Genomic DNA, 14,594 nt, shown 5'->3' with positions numbered 1-14,594 from the left:
CCGGTGACGATCGTCAGACGCGACGTCCTCGCCGCCCTCGCCCTCACCGCCGCCGCCACGACGGCCGCCGCGTGCGGGACGAGCGCGTCCGGGAGCGAAACGACCACGACCCTGCGCTACCAGGGCTCGGTCGGGCAGGTCACGCCCGCCGAACTGGCCGCCGACCTGGGCTATCTCGGCCCGGTGAAGCTGAAGTGGGTCGGCAACACGATCAGCGGTCCGCAGGACATCCAGTCCGCCGCGACCGGCCAGACCGACTTCGGCGGCGCGTTCAACGGCGCGGTGATCAAGCTCGTCCAGGCGGGCGCGCCGATCACCGCCGTCGTCGGGTACTACGGCGTGGACCGGCAGATCAACAACGGGTTCTTCGTCCCGGCGGACAGCAAGATCCGGACGGTCCGCGACCTCGTCGGCAAGAAGATCGGCATGAACACGCTCGGCGCCCACGCCGAGGCCGTTCTCGACATCTATCTCCAGCGCAACGGATTCTCGCCCGCCGACATCAAGAAGGTCGAGCCGGTCGTCGTCCCGCCGGTCAGCACCGAGCAGGCGCTACGGGCGCACCGCATCGACGTCGGCGTGCTCAGCGGCATCTTCCAGGAGAAGGCGAAGGCGGCGGGCGGCCTGCGGGAACTGTTCGACGACCACCAGTTCCTCGGCGATTTCACGGCGGGCAGCTACGTCTTCCGCAAGGACTTCATCAAGCGGAATCCCGCGACCGTCCGGGCGTTCACGACCGGGGTCGGCAAGGCCGTCGACTGGGCCCGGACGACCCCGCGCGACCAGGTGATCCAGCGGTTCGAGCAGATCATCCGCAAGCGCGGGCGCAACGAGGACACGGCCGCGCTGAAGTACTGGAAGTCCTACGGCGTCGGCGATCCGCACGGCGCGATCCAGGACCGGGAGATCACCACCTGGATCACCTGGCTCGAACAGGTGGGGCAGATCCCGAAGGGCAAGGTCAAGGCCGCCGACGTCTACACCAACCGGTTCAACGGGGGGTGACGGGAATGGCACCGAAAATCGAGGTCCAAGGGCTCGGGAAAACGTTCGCGATCCGGGGCGGCGGGACGTTCGACGCCCTTCAGGACATCTCCTTCGCGCTGCCCGAGGGCGACTTCCTCGTGGTCGTCGGGCCGTCCGGCTGCGGGAAGAGCACGCTGCTGGACCTGCTCGGCGGGCTGACGCGGCCCACGTCCGGACGCGTCCTGCTGGACGGCGCCGAGATCACCGGCCCCGCCCTCGACCGCGGCATCGTTTTCCAGCAGTACGCGCTGCTGCCGTGGCGCACCGCCCAGCGCAACGTCGAACTCGGCCTGGAGGCCAGCGGCGTGCCGCGCCGGGCGCGCGCCGCGACGGCCCGCGAGTACCTGCAGCTCGTCGGCCTGACGGGGTTCGAGGACCGCTACCCGCACGAGCTGTCGGGCGGGATGCGCCAGCGCGTCGCGATCGCGCGCAGCCTCGCCTACGACCCCGGCGTCCTGCTCATGGACGAGCCGTTCGGCGCGCTCGACGCCCAGACCCGCGAGTCCCTGCAACAGGAGCTGCTGCGGATCTGGGAGCGCACCGGCAAGACCGTCGTGTTCATCACGCACGACATCGACGAGGCCGTCTATCTCGGCCGGCGCGTCGCCGTCATGACCGCGCGGCCCGGCCGGATCAAACGCGTCGTCGACATCGACCTGCCCGTCCACGACGAGGCCGCCGACCCGCGCTCCAGCCCCGAGTTCGCCCGGCACCGGCACGAGGTGTGGTCGCTGCTGCGCGACGAGGTCGCCGCGTCCCGGAAGGAGGCCGTCTCCGTTGGCTAGCGTGCTCGAAGCGCCCCCGGCCGCGCGTCCCGCCGCGCCGCCGGCCCGCGCCCCCCGCCGCGTCCTGCGGCTCGGCCTGTCGTTCGGGCGGCGCAGCGTCGCGATCCTCGCCTTTCTCGCACTGTGGGAGATCGCGCCGCGCGCCGGGCTCGTGGACCGGACGTTCCTCGTCCCGTTCTCCGAGGTCCTGCCCACGCTGTGGGACCTCGCCCGGGACGGGCAGCTCTGGAGCAACACCCAGACCAGCCTCGCCCGGGCGCTGAGCGGGTTCGCGATCGCGATCGCCGTGGCCGTCCCGCTCGGCCTGCTCATCGGCTGGTACCGGACGCTCGCCGAACTGCTCAACCCGCTGCTGGAACTGTTCCGCAACACCGCCGCGCTCGCGCTGCTGCCGGTGTTCGTGCTGATCCTCGGCATCGGCGAGACGTCCAAGGTGTCGATCGTCGTGTACGCGTGCGTGTGGCCCGTCCTGCTCAACACGGTCAGCGCGGTGCGCGGCGTGGACCCGACGTTCGTCCGGGCGGCGCGGTCGCTCGGGCTGTCGGCGCCGCGGATCTTCCAGAAGGTGGTGCTGCCCGCGTCCGTCCCGTCGATCTTCACCGGGGTGCGGATGGCGGGCTCGAACTCGATCATCGTGCTGATCGCCGCCGAGATGGTCGGCGCGAAGTCCGGGCTCGGCTACCTCGTCAACGCGTCCCAGCAGAACTTCGCCATCACCCAGATGTACGCGGGCATCGTCGCGATCTCGGTGATCGGGCTCGTCTTCAACCACCTCCTGGTCGCGCTCGAACGCCGGTTCACCCGGTGGCGCGCGGACCATTGATCGGGGCCTCTCCATGCATCTGAACGCCTTTCTCATGCCCGCCGGGCACCATGACGCGGCGTGGCGCCACCCGTCCAGCGGCGCCGACCGGGCCACGGACATCGCGTATTACCAGGAGCTGACCCGGACGGCGGAGCGCGGCTTCCTGGACTCGGTGTTCTTCGCCGACGGCGTCGCGATCCGTCCGGCGCCCGCCGCGAACGTCGCCGGGGGGCTGGAACCGCTGACGCTGCTGGCCGCGCTCGCCGTCGTGACCGAGCGGGTCGGGCTGATCGCCACGGCGTCCACGACGTTCTACGAGCCGTACACGCTGGCGCGGGCGTTCGCGTCGCTCGACCACATTTCGGGTGGACGGGCTGGATGGAACATCGTCACGTCCGGGACGGAGGCCGAGGCCCGCAACTTCAACCGCGACACCCATCTCGACCACGCCGTCCGGTACCGGCGGGCGGCGGAGTTCGTGGACGTCGCGACCGCGCTGTGGGAGAGCTGGGAGCCGGACGCGATCGTGTTCGACCGGGCCGCGGGCGTGTACGCGGACCCGGCGAAGATCCACGACGTCGGCCACACGGGCGAGCACTTCCGCGTGCGCGGGCCGCTGAACGTGCCGCGCTCGCCGCAGGGACGTCCGCTGCTCGTCCAGGCCGGGTCGTCGGAGGACGGCCGGGCGTTCGCCGCGCGCCACGCCGAGGCGATCTTCACCGCGCAGCAGACGCTCGCCGACGGGCAGGCGTTCTACCGGGACGTCAAGGCGCGCGCCGCCCGGCACGGCCGCGATCCCAAGATCCTGCCGGGGATCTGCCCGGTCCTGGGGTCGACGGAGGAGGAGGCGCAGCGGCTGGCGGACTCCCTGACCGAGCTGCAGGTGCTCGACTACGGGCTCGAACAGCTCTCCGGGATGCTGAACGTCGATCTGTCCGGATATCCGCTGGACGGGCCGCTGCCGGACGTCCTGCCGTCGGAGGACCAGATCAACGGCAACAAGAGCCGGTTCACGCTCGTCGCCCGCCTGGCGCGGAGCGAGAAGCTGACGATCCGCGAGATCATCGCGCGGCTCGGCGGCGGGCGCGGCCACCGCGTGTTCGCCGGGACGCCCGAGCAGGTCGCCGACGAACTCGAAGAGTGGCACCGGGGCGGCGCGGCGGACGGGTTCAACATCATGCCGCCCGTCCTGCCCACCGGGCTGGAGGACTTCGTGGACCACGTCGTGCCCCTGCTCCAGAAGCGCGGGTTGTTCCGGCACGAGTACGAATCCACGACGCTGCGCGGGCACTACGGGCTCGATTGACGCGCGGGGCTCGCGGGCGGTTGACGTGCGGTCCGCTCCCGGCCAGCGGCCACGGCCGTCCCGGCATGACGCTACATATATGGCCTTGTCACAACGAAAGGACCATGAGTGAAGAAGCTTCTCGGGGCGGCCGTCGCGGCGGTGGCGACGGTCGGTGTGTGGGCGGTACCGGCGGAGGCGGCGTCGGCCGTGCAGATCTACCGGGTCTACTACGACTCGCCGGGCAAGGACACCCGGTCGAACACGTCGCTGAACGGCGAGTGGGTGCAGCTGTTCAACACGAGCCGGACGTCCCGGCAGCTCCGGGGCTACGCACTCCGCGACAAGACCGGCTACACCTACACGTTCGGGACGTTCACTCTGAAGGGCCGCAAGTCGGTCTACGTCCACACGGGACGCGGGACGAACACCGCCACCCAGCGCTACTGGGGACGCCGTTCCTACGTCTGGAACAACACCGGGGACAAGGCGTACCTGCGCTACAACGGCACGACGCTCGACACGTGCTCGTGGGGCTCGGGCGGGTCGTCCACGTACTGCTGACCCCTCCTTTTCCCGGATGATCGGCGCATTCGAGGCGCACGTGACCGTGGCCCCGGACGACGGCGCCGGGCTGGAGCGATGGGCGTCCGCGCGCGGCGTGAAGTTCACCCACATTCTGCTGGCGCGCGGACGCTCGGTCTCGCAGCCCATGCTGACCGTCCGCACCGACGGAACGCTGGCCGAGGCCCGCGCGTCGGCCGCCCGGACGGTCGCGGCGCTGCGCGCGGACGGGCTCCGGGTGCTGCGGACGAAGATCGAGGCGTCGCCGTCCACCAGCGGCGTCCCGGTGGCGGACGGCTGCGTTCCGGGCTATTTCGAGCACCATGTGAAGCTCGTCCTCGCCCCGGACGCGGACCAGGCGGCGCTCGTGTCGCTGGTCGTCCCGCACGGCGCCCATGTGTCCCGCAACGCCCGCCGGACCCGGCCGGACGGACGCGCGGAACGCTTCGTCACCCAGCGCTGCCACCACGTCGGCGCTGTGACGGCGGGCCGCCGCCTGGACGCGCTCACCACTGCGCTGCTGGCACACGGCTACGACCTGGCGGCGGTCGAACGCGAGTACGTCGTTTTCGACGGCGACCCGTCGCTGGACGACGGTTGGATCACCGAGGGGACACGATGAACTGGGACGAGATTCCGTGGGGTCCGTGGCCCGAGGGAACCGAACCTCCGCGCACCGATCCGGACGCCGAACAGCGCCGCCGCCTCGGCCTCCCCGCCACGCTGCGTCTCGTCCGCGAGGGACGGCAGCCGCTGCTGTTCGACCCGGCGCTGAAACACCACAGCCGCGCGATGCGCGCCGGACCGCCGCGCTTCCTATCTCCGGCTACGGAACACCGCTGGTCGGTGGCGCGCCGCCGGGCGCTCGACCACCTCGTGGCGGCCGTGGCCGAATCCCCGTGGGCGGACCACCTCGTCCTGCGCGGGAGCCTGCTGCTGCGCGCGTGGTACGGCGACGCGGCGCGGGAGCCGCACGACCTGGACTTCGTCGTCGTGCCGGCGTCCTTCGGGATCGCCGACGACCGCGCCGAACCGATGCTCGACGACCTGGCCCGCCGCGCCTCGGACATCTCCCGCCGCTCCGGGGACGTGCTGGTGAGCGCCGACGGCGCGGTTCGCGACGACATCTGGACCTACGACCGCGTGCCGGGCCGTCGGCTGGTCCTGCCGTGGCGGGCGGACGGCCTTCCGGAAGGGACCGTCCAACTCGATTTCGTCTTCAACGAGCCTTTGCCCGTGGCGTCTGGCTGGACGCCTCTGCCGCCTCTCTCTGGTGACGGCGTCGCGTCGCGTGTCCAGGCGGCGACACCGGAATTGTCGCTGGCCTGGAAAGTGATGTGGCTGCTGGACGACATGTATCCGCAGGGGAAGGACTTGTACGACGCCCTCCTGCTCTCCGCGGACACATCCCTCGACTTCCGCCTTCTGGCGGAGGTTCTGGTGGCGGCCGATCCGTCGCACGTCCGCCGCCTGCCGACGCTGGACGATGTGAAACGCCTGCGGGTCGACTGGCCGGAATTCCAGAAGGAGCATCCCGAACTCCCGGGCACCGAAACGGACGCCCACCGGCGCCTCGTCCGCGCGCTGACCCCGACGTTCACCGCCGACCACGGCCTGCCGGCCGACCATTACGCCCGCCGTGCCGAACTCCTCGGCCCGCGCATCGCTCAATACGCGCCCGTCCTCGCGTCGGAAGGCGCGGACGCCGTGCTGCGCCGCATGGCCCTGACCGACCGCCTCGACGCGAACGAGGCCGCGATCGTCCTGAACGAACTCCTGCACCGGGCGCCCGCCGACGTGCCCGCGACCCTGGACGTCGTCCTGACCGGGTACGGCGCGGCAAGCTCCGACTGGTCCGCCTACCTGGCGCGCTACCCCGAGGTGCGCACCAAGATCCTCAACGACCTGGTGCCCTGACCCCGCCCGGCCCGTCGAGCGTGCCGGTGACGATTTGGCGGATCGCGTCCAGGTCGACGTCCGCGGCGAGCGACGCCTCCTCGGGCGCGTTCTTCGCCGGCTCCTCGACGCTGAGCAGCGTGCGCACGAGGCGCGGCAGGACGGTGCGGGCGACGAGGTCCTCGGCGAGCGCGGCGCCGTCCACCGCGTACCGCTCGGCGAGATAGGCGCTCAGCCGCTCGTAGGTGCCGCCGAAGATCGCGTCGAAGTAGGCGTTCGCGCTGCCCGGCAGGCGCTCGGCGGCGGCGATGCTCAGCCGGCACGTCCGGACCTGCGGCTCCCAGACCATGAGCTGCAGGAACCGCGCGCAGAACAGCGCGACCGCCTCGGCGGGATCGTCGGCATAGGCGTCGGGGGTGCGCAGGCGGTCCAGGTACAGCTCGCGGACGAGGTCCAGGACGGCGAGGAACAGCTTCTCCTTGCTCTCGAAGTGGGCGTAGAGCGACCGCTTGGAGGTGCCGGCGCGGCTCGCCACGGTGTCCATCGAGGCCCGCTCGTAGCCCGCCTCCAGGAACACCTCCTTGGCCGTGAGCAGGATGTGGCGGCGCAGGCTCTCGCCGCGCCGCTGGGGTCCGGCCTGGTGCTTCATCCGCTTGCGTCCTTCTAAGTAAACGGTACAGTTGAGTTTACTTACCTGCCAGGGGGAGGCATCCCATGATCGTCATCACCGGACCGACCGGGAACATCGGCCACCGCGTCCTCGCCCATGTCCTGACCGGCGACGAGCCCGTCCGGGTCGTCGTCCGCGACCCGACCAGGCTGCCCGCCTCCGTCCGGGACCGGGTCGAGGTCGTCCAAGGCTCGCACGGCGACCCGTCGGTCGCGCGCCGCGCCCTGGACGGAGCCGACACCGTGTTCTGGCTGGTCGCCGCCGACCGCCGCGCCCTGAACCCCGACGAGGCGTTCGTCGGCTTCACGCGCCCGACCGCGGCGGCGCTGCGCGACCACGGCGTCCGCCGGGTCGTGACGATCAGCGCCCTGGGCCGCGGCACCCCCGTCGCGGACCGCGCCGGCCACGTGACCGGCTCCCTCGCCATGGACGACCTGCTCGCCGGAACGGGCGTGGCGCTGCGCGTCCTCGCCTGCGGCTCCTTCATGGACAACATGCTGCGCCAGGCCGCATCCATCAAAGACCGGGGAGTCTTCTTCGACATCCTCCCGCCGGACTTCGAACAGCGGCTCGTGGCCGCCCGCGACATCGCCGCCGTCGCGTCCCGCCTCCTGCTGGACCCGTCCTGGACGGGCCAAGAGGAAATCCCCCTCCTCGGCCCCGAAGACCTTTCGTACGACGAGATGGCCGCCATCGCCTCGGACGTGCTGAGCGCCGAAGTGCGCTACCAGCAGATCACTCCCGCCGCACTTCTGTCGCAGCTCACCGACATGTCCGACGGCATGGCCCAGGCCATGCACGACATGATGACGGCCAAGATGAACGGCCTGGACAACGGAGTCGCCCGAACACCCCAGTCCGCAATCGACACCCCCACGACCTTCCGCGAGTGGTGCGAACAAACCCTCAAGCCCGCCTGACCAACGCCCAAGCACCAACCAGCACCAACGCCCCGCCTCCGCCCCGCGCGGCGCGGCGTGTCCGCGCCGTGCGTCCGCTGTATCTCGGCGGGGCGGCTGGGCGTGGTCGACCGCTCGGCGGACGCTCGCCTACGGCTGCAGCAACTGACGCCGAAGCGCTGCCACCAGATCGTCCCCAACCTCCAACTGCTCAACGGCATAGCCGTGGACGGACCCGTACCTCGCGCGCAGGTCGTCCAGGAAAAGCCGCATGATCGCAGCGGGGGCGCGGCCGTAGGCGGGCCAGCGGAGGGTCAGTTCGGGATGCTTGGCGTGCCATTCGGCGACGAGGCGTTCGGTCGCCAGTTCGGTGAGGGCGAAGTCGGCGACGATGTCGTCTTCGCGGACGCCGAGCAGGCTGAGGACGAGCATCGCCAGAAGCCCCGTGCGGTCTTTGCCGGAGTGGCAGTGGAAGACCAGCGGCGCGGTGTCGTCCGCGATGATCTCAAGCGCACGACGGAGTTCGGCGACACCGTCATGGGCGACTTCGGCGTACTTGGCGGCGAGGAAGCGCGCAGGGTCCACGTCCGGCTCCTGGCCGGCCTGGTCGTATGGATGGCGTTCGACGCTGAGGTTGTAGTACGTCACGCCGAGGTCGTGAGGGATGCGTCCACTGCGCTTCACTTCCCACGGATACCGGAGGTCGATCACGGTCCGGATGCCCAGCGACCGGAAGCGCTCATGATCCGTGCCTTTCAGCTTTCCCAGAGCATCGGAACGGAACAATCGCCCCCAGCGAACCGCCCGGCCGTCGACTCCTAGATAACCGCCGAGATCCCGAAAATTGCACAGGCCATCGAAGTCGATGTGTCTCTTCACCCGTTGCAGTTTACGGCTGCCCGCGTCGCCTTGTCGCCATGCAGAATTTCGATCTGCTTTCCGTGACCCGTGGCACACCACCGATCCGAATACGGTCGGCCTTGCACGACACTCCGCCGGCGGACGGGGCCGTCCGAAACAGGCGTTCTGCCTGCCAATGGGGCACGCCGTCCCGCGCATGGCAGCTTGGGTGCGTCACCGAGACCGGGGACACAGGGCGGGTACCGGCCGCTCGACCAAAGGATCCCCGCCCTTCCGCCGCGCGGTGGCCGGCACATAACCTGGCGGTAGAGGGCGTTTTTTGATCACCGACGGTGCGCCTGCTGGAACGCACCGACCATTCAGGGCAGGTTCTGTCTTCGCCATGAGAATCCACGACTACGGATGGCAGGATGGGAAAGTCCTGAGCATTGGCGGGCGTTTCGCCGCATACGGCCCGTCCCACTGGGCGGTGCTCGCGTTATTCGCGCTCGGCTGCGCAGGCCTGGTGCTCATCGGCCGCACGCATCGAACGCCGCCCGCACCGGACGAAAGGTTCAACGGTTACGCAAAGGGCTTCAGCCAGGCGTACGCCCTGGCGATGGCCTTCATCGCGATCGGCACCAAAACGTACTCCTACCTCCCGTCCCGGTGGAACATAGGCTCAACGCTCCCACTGGGCCTCTCCGACCTGGCCTGGCCAGTGGCGATCATCGCCCTGTGGACGCTAGGCCGTCACTGGTTCGCCCTGACGTACTACTGGGGCCTGACACTGTCGATACAGGCCCTACTAACTCCAGCTCTGAACGGCCCGGACTACCCCGCAATCAACTTCCTCGACTTCTTCGGCATGCACCTACTGGTCGTCTGGGCGGCGGTCTACATGACCTGGGGCCTGGGCATCCGCCCGGACTGGAACAGCTACAGATTCGCCGTCCTCATCACCGCAGCCTGGGGCCTGGCGACCTACTGCTTCAACTCGCTGGCAAAAACGAACTACGGATACCTCAACCACAAACCCGACACCGGATCGGCGCTGAACCTGATGGGCCCCTGGCCCTGGTACGTGCTGGCCGAGGTCGCGATCATCCTGTCCGGCTGGGCACTGATCACCTGGCCCTGGACACGCCGAACCCCCACCCCCTGACCGCCGGGCCCGACCGCGCCATGTATCTCACGGCGCCGGGGTCGCCACATGAGCGGTGGACGCGCCGGTCAGCGCCCTGGGCCCGACCTGCGCAGCGCGGACGGCTTGTGCACCGCGTACTTGCCGGACTTCTCACTGCGAACCAGGTACTGCGGATCGTCCTTGGACGCGACGACATCCCGTCCCGCAGCAGTGGTGCGCTCGGTGATCTTCTGCTCGACCCGCCCCGGCACCCGAACACCGTGGCTGTTCCACTCGACGGCGTCCCCGGTCGAGAACTCCTGATCGTCCTTCGCCATGAGGCCCCCATTCTCGCTCGGCTCAGCCCCGACTACCCGCCCGCTGCGCCGACAACCGTCCGCGCCACCAGGGGCAAGACGAGCCGACGCCACTCGCCCGCAACGCCGCGTCCAGCGCCGACACGCGGTCGGGCTCAGGTCGCCGACCGCCATCGTGCGGCGGGTTCGGGCGTTGGTCTCTGCATGCGGTGGACCTTCGTCCCTGCCGGGTGGTCGGTGTCCGGTGGTGCGCTGGACCCGACGACTTTGGAGATGATGTGAACGCTCTTGACCTGTCGCGGTGGCAGTTCGGGATCACGACGGTGTACCACTTCGTGTTCGTCCCGTTGACGATCGGCCTTTCGGTGCTGGTGGCCGGAATGCAGACGGCCTGGTACCGGACGCGCGACCCTGTGCATCTGCGGATGACGCGTTTCTTCGGAAAGCTCTTTCTGATCAATTTCGCGGTGGGCGTGGTCACCGGCATCGTGCAGGAATTCCAGTTCGGGATGAACTGGTCGGAGTACTCGCGGTTCGTCGGGGACGTGTTCGGCGCGCCACTGGCGATGGAAGGTCTCCTCGCGTTCTTCCTGGAGTCGACGTTCCTCGGGCTGTGGATCTTCGGCTGGGACCGGCTCTCGCCCCGGCTCCATCTCGCGACGATCTGGCTGGCGGCGATCGGAACGAACCTGTCGGCGTACTTCATCCTGGCGGCCAACTCCTGGATGCAGCACCCGGTGGGCTACCGGATCAACCCCGCCACGCACCGTGCCGAGCTGACGAGCATCGGGAAGGTCCTCACGAACTCGACGGCGCTCGTGACGTTCCCGCACGTGCTGTTCGGCGCGTTCCTCACCGGCGCGCTCTTCGTGGTCGGGATCAGCGCTGTGCATCTGAGCCGGGGCCGCGACACCGTCCTGTTCCGCCGCGCGCTGCGCGCCGGGCTCGTCGTGGGACTGGTGGCCGCCGTGGGCGTGACCGTGTCCGGCGACGTCCAGGCGCGCATCATGACCAAGCAGCAGCCCATGAAGATGGCCGCCGCCGAAGCGCTCTACGAGACGTCGGCGCCCGCGTCGTTCTCGCTGTTCACCATCGGCTCGCTGGACGGCTCGCAGGAGGTGTGGAGCCTGCGCGTCCCGCACGGCCTGTCCTTCATGGCGACCGAGAACCCGAACGGCAGGGTCGAAGGGATCAACGACGTCCAGCGCCGCTACGAGGCCGCGTACGGACCCGGCAGCTACAAGCCGGTCGTTCCCGTCACCTACTGGACGTTCCGGATGATGGTCGGGCTCGGGCTCGCGGCGGCCGTGCTCGCGCTCGCCGGACTGTGGGCGACGCGGCGCGGACGCGTCCCGGGCGGCCGCTGGTTCCCGCGCGTCGCGCTCGCCGCGATGACGCTGCCGTACCTGGCCGACACCGCGGGCTGGATCTTCACCGAGATGGGTCGGCAGCCGTGGGTCGTGGCCGGTTTGCTGCGGACGCGCGACGGCGTGTCGGCAGTCGGATCGGCATCGGTGATCACCTCGCTGGTCGCGTTCACCCTGCTCTACGGCGCCCTCGCCGTCATCGCGGGCGGGCTCATGGTCCGGTACGCGCGGCAGGGACCGCCGCCGGAGACCGAGACGCGCGACGGCGAACCCCTGCCCGCTTTCACGTACTGACCCCCGGGAGAACGACCGATGGAACTCACGACCGTCTGGTTCACGCTGATCGCGTTGCTGTGGACCGGCTACTTCGTGCTGGAGGGCTTCGACTTCGGCGTCGGCGTCCTGCTGCCGCTGCTCGCCCCCCGCCGCGACCCGCACGGCGAGACCGACCGCCGGGTGATGATCAACACGATCGGGCCGGTGTGGGACGGCAACGAGGTGTGGCTGCTGGTCGCGGGCGGCGCGACGTTCGCCGCGTTCCCCGAGTGGTATGCGACGCTGTTCAGCGGCTTCTACCTCCCGTTGCTGCTCATCCTGCTGGCGCTGATCGTCCGGGGCGTGGCGTTCGAGTTCCGCGGCAAGCTGGACGATCCCCGCTGGCGCCGCGCATGCGACCTGGCGATCTTCTGGGGGTCCGCGCTGCCCGCGTTCCTGTGGGGCGTGGCGTTCGCGAACATCGTCCGGGGCGTGCCGATGAACGCCGCGCACCACGTCACCGGGAACCTGTTCGGGATGCTGAACCCGTACGCGCTGCTCGGCGGCCTGGCGACGTTCGCGGTGTTCACGCTGCACGGCGCGGTGTTCCTCGCGCTGAAGGCCGACGGCGAGGTGCGGTACCGCGCGCGTGACCTGCTCACGCGCGCATGGGCACCGGTCGTGGCCGTCGCCGCGGGGTTCCTGCTGGTCAGTCAGATCGAGCACGGCAAGGCGTGGACCTCCGCGGTCGCGGTGGTCGCGGCCGTCGCGCTCGTCGGCGGCGTGGCGGCGGGGCTGCGCGGCCGTGAGGGCTGGGCGTTCGCGGGGACGGCCGTCGCGATCGCCGCGACCGTGACCACGCTGTTCGGCGACCTGTGGCCGCACGTGCTGCCGTCCACCACGTCGGACGCGTTCAGTTTGACCGTCCACAACGCGGCGTCGAGCCACTACACGCTCGGCGTGATGACGTGGGTCGCGGTGGTGTTCACGCCGGTCGTGCTCGCCTACCAGGCGTGGACGTACTGGGTGTTCCGGGCCCGGCTGACCCGCGAGACGGTCCTCGGGACCGCTCCGGGCGCCGGCGGCGTCGCGGGCGCGGAGCACGGGGCCGCGCGGTGAAACCCGTCGACCCCCGGCTGTGGCGCGAGGCGGGCGCGGCGCGCGCCTTCCTCGTGGGCACCTCCGTCCTCGGCGGCGTGACGACCGCCCTGGTGCTGGCGCAGGCGGTGCTGCTGGCGGACGTCCTCGCGGGCGCGTTCGCCGGCCGGACGGTCGGCGCGCTCGGTCCCGCGCTCGCCGCCCTGGCCGTCGTGGTCGCGGCGCGCTCGGCGTCCGCGTGGGCGGGCGAGACGCTGGCGCTGCGCGCGGCGGCGTCGGTGAAGTCGCGGCTGCGGGTGCGGCTGGTCGACCACGCGCTGCGGCTCGGCCCGGGAACGGCCGCCGAGGGGGAGCTGACCGTCCTCGCCACCCGGGGGCTGGACGCGCTCGACGCCTACTTCTCCCGGTACCTGCCGCAGCTCGTGCTGGCCGTCGTCGCGCCGTGCGCCGTCCTCGTCGTGGTCGGCGGCACGGACGTCCTGTCGGCGGTCGTCATCGCGGTGACCCTGCCGCTCATCCCGGTCTTCATGATCCTCGTCGGGCTGCACACGCGGGCCCGCACCGAACGGCAGTGGGCGCTGCTGGAACGGCTCGGCGGTCACTTCCTCGACGTCGTCCAGGGCCTGCCGACCCTGAAGGTCTTCGGGCGGGCGCGGGCGCAGGCCGCCGTGATCCGCGACGTCACCGACGCGCACCGGCGCGCGACGATGCGGACGCTGCGGGTGGCGTTCTTGTCGGCGCTCGTCCTGGAACTGCTGGCCACGCTCGCCGTGGCGCTCGTCGCGGTACAGATCGGCCTGCGGCTTCTGGACGGGGGCGTCTCCTACGAGACGGCCCTGCTCGTGCTGATCCTCGCCCCGGAGGCGTATCTGCCGCTGCGCAGGGTCGGCGAGCACTTCCACGCGAGCATGGAAGGCGTCACGGCCGCCGGGCGCGTCCTGGACGTCCTGGCGACCCCGCTCCCGGCCGTCCCCGAGACGCGCGCCCGCGTCCCGGCCGCCGAGCGGATGCGACTGGAGGACGTGACGGTGCGCCGACCCGGCCGGGACCGTCCCGCGCTGGACGCGGTCACGCTCACGGTGCGGCCCGGTGAACGGCTCGTCGTCGTGGGCCCGAGCGGTGCGGGCAAGAGCACGCTGCTGTCGGTGTTCCTGCGCTTCACCGAGCCCGCCGAGGGACGGACCGGCTTCGCCGACGTGCCACCGGACGAATGGCGGCGCTCGATCGCCTGGGTACCGCAGAATCCCCACCTGTTCGCCGGGACGGTCGCCGAGAACGTCCGGCTCGGCGCCCCGGACGCCGACGTGCCGCGCGCCCTTCGCCTCGCGGGTGCCGCGGAGTTCGTCGCGGCCCTTCCCCAGGGCGCCGACACGCCGATCGGGGAGCGCGGCGCGCGGCTGTCCAGCGGCCAGCGGCAGCGGATAGCGCTCGCCCGCGCGTTCGCGCGGGACGCCCCGATCCTGCTGCTCGACGAGCCGACCGCGCACCTGGACGCCGCGAGCGCCGCCGTCGTCCGCACAGCCGTGGAACGCTTGATGGAGGGCCGAACCGTGGTGCTCGTGACCCACGACCATGCCTGGACGCGCGCCGCCGACCGGATCGCCAAGATCGCCGACGGGCGGCTGACCGTCCGCGCGCCCCAGGCGATGTGGTCATGACCG

15 protein-coding genes are annotated in these 14,594 nt (G+C 70.7%); 12 read left to right on the top strand and 3 right to left on the bottom strand.

The features are described 5' to 3' along the window. The first annotated feature begins 3 nt into the window (after positions 1 to 3). The 7 genes from GQ466_RS22430 (at position 4) to GQ466_RS22400 (ending at position 6,382) form a co-directional block, all read left to right on the top strand. Complete coding sequence (locus GQ466_RS22430) at positions 4 to 1,005, top strand: ABC transporter substrate-binding protein (RefSeq protein ID WP_161104981.1); 1,002 nt, start codon at positions 4 to 6, stop codon at positions 1,003 to 1,005. Between the two features lie 5 nt (positions 1,006 to 1,010). Then, the gene (locus GQ466_RS22425; protein WP_161104980.1) at positions 1,011 to 1,811 is read left to right on the top strand and encodes an ABC transporter ATP-binding protein; all 801 of its coding nucleotides are present in this window, start codon (positions 1,011 to 1,013) and stop codon (positions 1,809 to 1,811) included. Position 1,812: 1 nt separating this feature from the next. Then, entirely contained in the window at positions 1,813 to 2,634 is an 822-nt protein-coding gene (locus tag GQ466_RS22420; protein WP_337193580.1) for an ABC transporter permease, read from the top strand. 13 nt (positions 2,635 to 2,647) lie between these two features. Beyond that, positions 2,648 to 3,922 (top strand): LLM class flavin-dependent oxidoreductase, encoded by a 1,275-nt coding sequence (locus GQ466_RS22415; RefSeq protein ID WP_161104978.1) that lies wholly within the window; start codon positions 2,648 to 2,650, stop codon positions 3,920 to 3,922. A gap of 108 nt (positions 3,923 to 4,030) precedes the next feature. Further along, the gene (locus GQ466_RS22410) at positions 4,031 to 4,465 is read left to right on the top strand and encodes a lamin tail domain-containing protein (protein WP_161104977.1); all 435 of its coding nucleotides are present in this window, start codon (positions 4,031 to 4,033) and stop codon (positions 4,463 to 4,465) included. Between the two features lie 16 nt (positions 4,466 to 4,481). Continuing rightward, complete coding sequence (locus GQ466_RS22405; protein WP_161104976.1) at positions 4,482 to 5,087, top strand: hypothetical protein; 606 nt, start codon at positions 4,482 to 4,484, stop codon at positions 5,085 to 5,087. Continuing rightward, the gene (locus GQ466_RS22400; RefSeq protein ID WP_202420942.1) at positions 5,084 to 6,382 is read left to right on the top strand and encodes a nucleotidyl transferase AbiEii/AbiGii toxin family protein; all 1,299 of its coding nucleotides are present in this window, start codon (positions 5,084 to 5,086) and stop codon (positions 6,380 to 6,382) included. Before GQ466_RS22405 ends, GQ466_RS22400 begins: the two co-directional genes overlap by 4 nt. Here the strand turns inward: GQ466_RS22400 and GQ466_RS22395 are convergent. Then, positions 6,363 to 7,010 carry a TetR/AcrR family transcriptional regulator gene (locus GQ466_RS22395; RefSeq protein ID WP_161104975.1) on the bottom strand — a complete coding sequence of 216 codons (648 nt, stop codon included), beginning with the start codon at positions 7,008 to 7,010 and terminating at the stop codon, positions 6,363 to 6,365. The two genes, GQ466_RS22400 and GQ466_RS22395, sit on opposite strands and share 20 nt — an antisense overlap. Positions 7,011 to 7,075: 65 nt before the next feature. Here GQ466_RS22395 and GQ466_RS22390 point away from each other — a divergent pair, with 65 nt between their 5' ends. After that, positions 7,076 to 7,951: an NAD(P)H-binding protein gene (locus GQ466_RS22390; RefSeq protein ID WP_161104974.1), complete on the top strand. Its 876-nt coding sequence runs from the start codon at positions 7,076 to 7,078 to the stop codon at positions 7,949 to 7,951. Positions 7,952 to 8,080: 129 nt separating this feature from the next. Here GQ466_RS22390 and GQ466_RS22385 read toward each other — a convergent pair whose 3' ends face one another. Next, a complete protein-coding gene (locus GQ466_RS22385; protein WP_161104973.1) occupies positions 8,081 to 8,809 on the bottom strand; it encodes a tyrosine-protein phosphatase in 729 nt (242 codons plus the stop codon). Positions 8,810 to 9,173: 364 nt separating this feature from the next. Here GQ466_RS22385 and GQ466_RS22380 point away from each other — a divergent pair, with 364 nt between their 5' ends. Continuing rightward, positions 9,174 to 9,935 carry a YwaF family protein gene (locus tag GQ466_RS22380; RefSeq protein WP_161104972.1) on the top strand — a complete coding sequence of 254 codons (762 nt, stop codon included), beginning with the start codon at positions 9,174 to 9,176 and terminating at the stop codon, positions 9,933 to 9,935. Positions 9,936 to 10,003: 68 nt separating this feature from the next. Here GQ466_RS22380 and GQ466_RS22375 read toward each other — a convergent pair whose 3' ends face one another. Beyond that, positions 10,004 to 10,234 carry a hypervirulence associated TUDOR domain-containing protein gene (locus tag GQ466_RS22375; protein ID WP_161104971.1) on the bottom strand — a complete coding sequence of 77 codons (231 nt, stop codon included), beginning with the start codon at positions 10,232 to 10,234 and terminating at the stop codon, positions 10,004 to 10,006. A gap of 257 nt (positions 10,235 to 10,491) precedes the next feature. Here GQ466_RS22375 and GQ466_RS22370 point away from each other — a divergent pair, with 257 nt between their 5' ends. The 3 genes from GQ466_RS22370 to cydD are packed head-to-tail and all read left to right on the top strand — an operon-like array spanning position 10,492 to position 14,591. Then, a complete protein-coding gene (locus tag GQ466_RS22370; protein ID WP_161104970.1) occupies positions 10,492 to 11,874 on the top strand; it encodes a cytochrome ubiquinol oxidase subunit I in 1,383 nt (460 codons plus the stop codon). Positions 11,875 to 11,892: 18 nt separating this feature from the next. Then, positions 11,893 to 12,954: a cytochrome d ubiquinol oxidase subunit II gene (gene cydB / locus GQ466_RS22365; protein WP_161104969.1), complete on the top strand. Its 1,062-nt coding sequence runs from the start codon at positions 11,893 to 11,895 to the stop codon at positions 12,952 to 12,954. After that, a complete protein-coding gene (gene cydD, locus GQ466_RS22360; RefSeq protein ID WP_161104968.1) occupies positions 12,951 to 14,591 on the top strand; it encodes a thiol reductant ABC exporter subunit CydD in 1,641 nt (546 codons plus the stop codon). The genes cydB and cydD overlap by 4 nt, the downstream gene beginning before the upstream one ends. Positions 14,592 to 14,594: the final 3 nt, after the last annotated feature.

Origin of the sequence: Actinomadura rayongensis (genome assembly GCF_009831215.1) — a bacterium.
GTDB classification, from domain to species: domain Bacteria; phylum Actinomycetota; class Actinomycetes; order Streptosporangiales; family Streptosporangiaceae; genus Spirillospora; species Spirillospora rayongensis.
The sequence above is the reverse complement of the archived record's forward strand: the minus strand, read 5'-3'. Positions and strand labels throughout refer to the sequence as shown.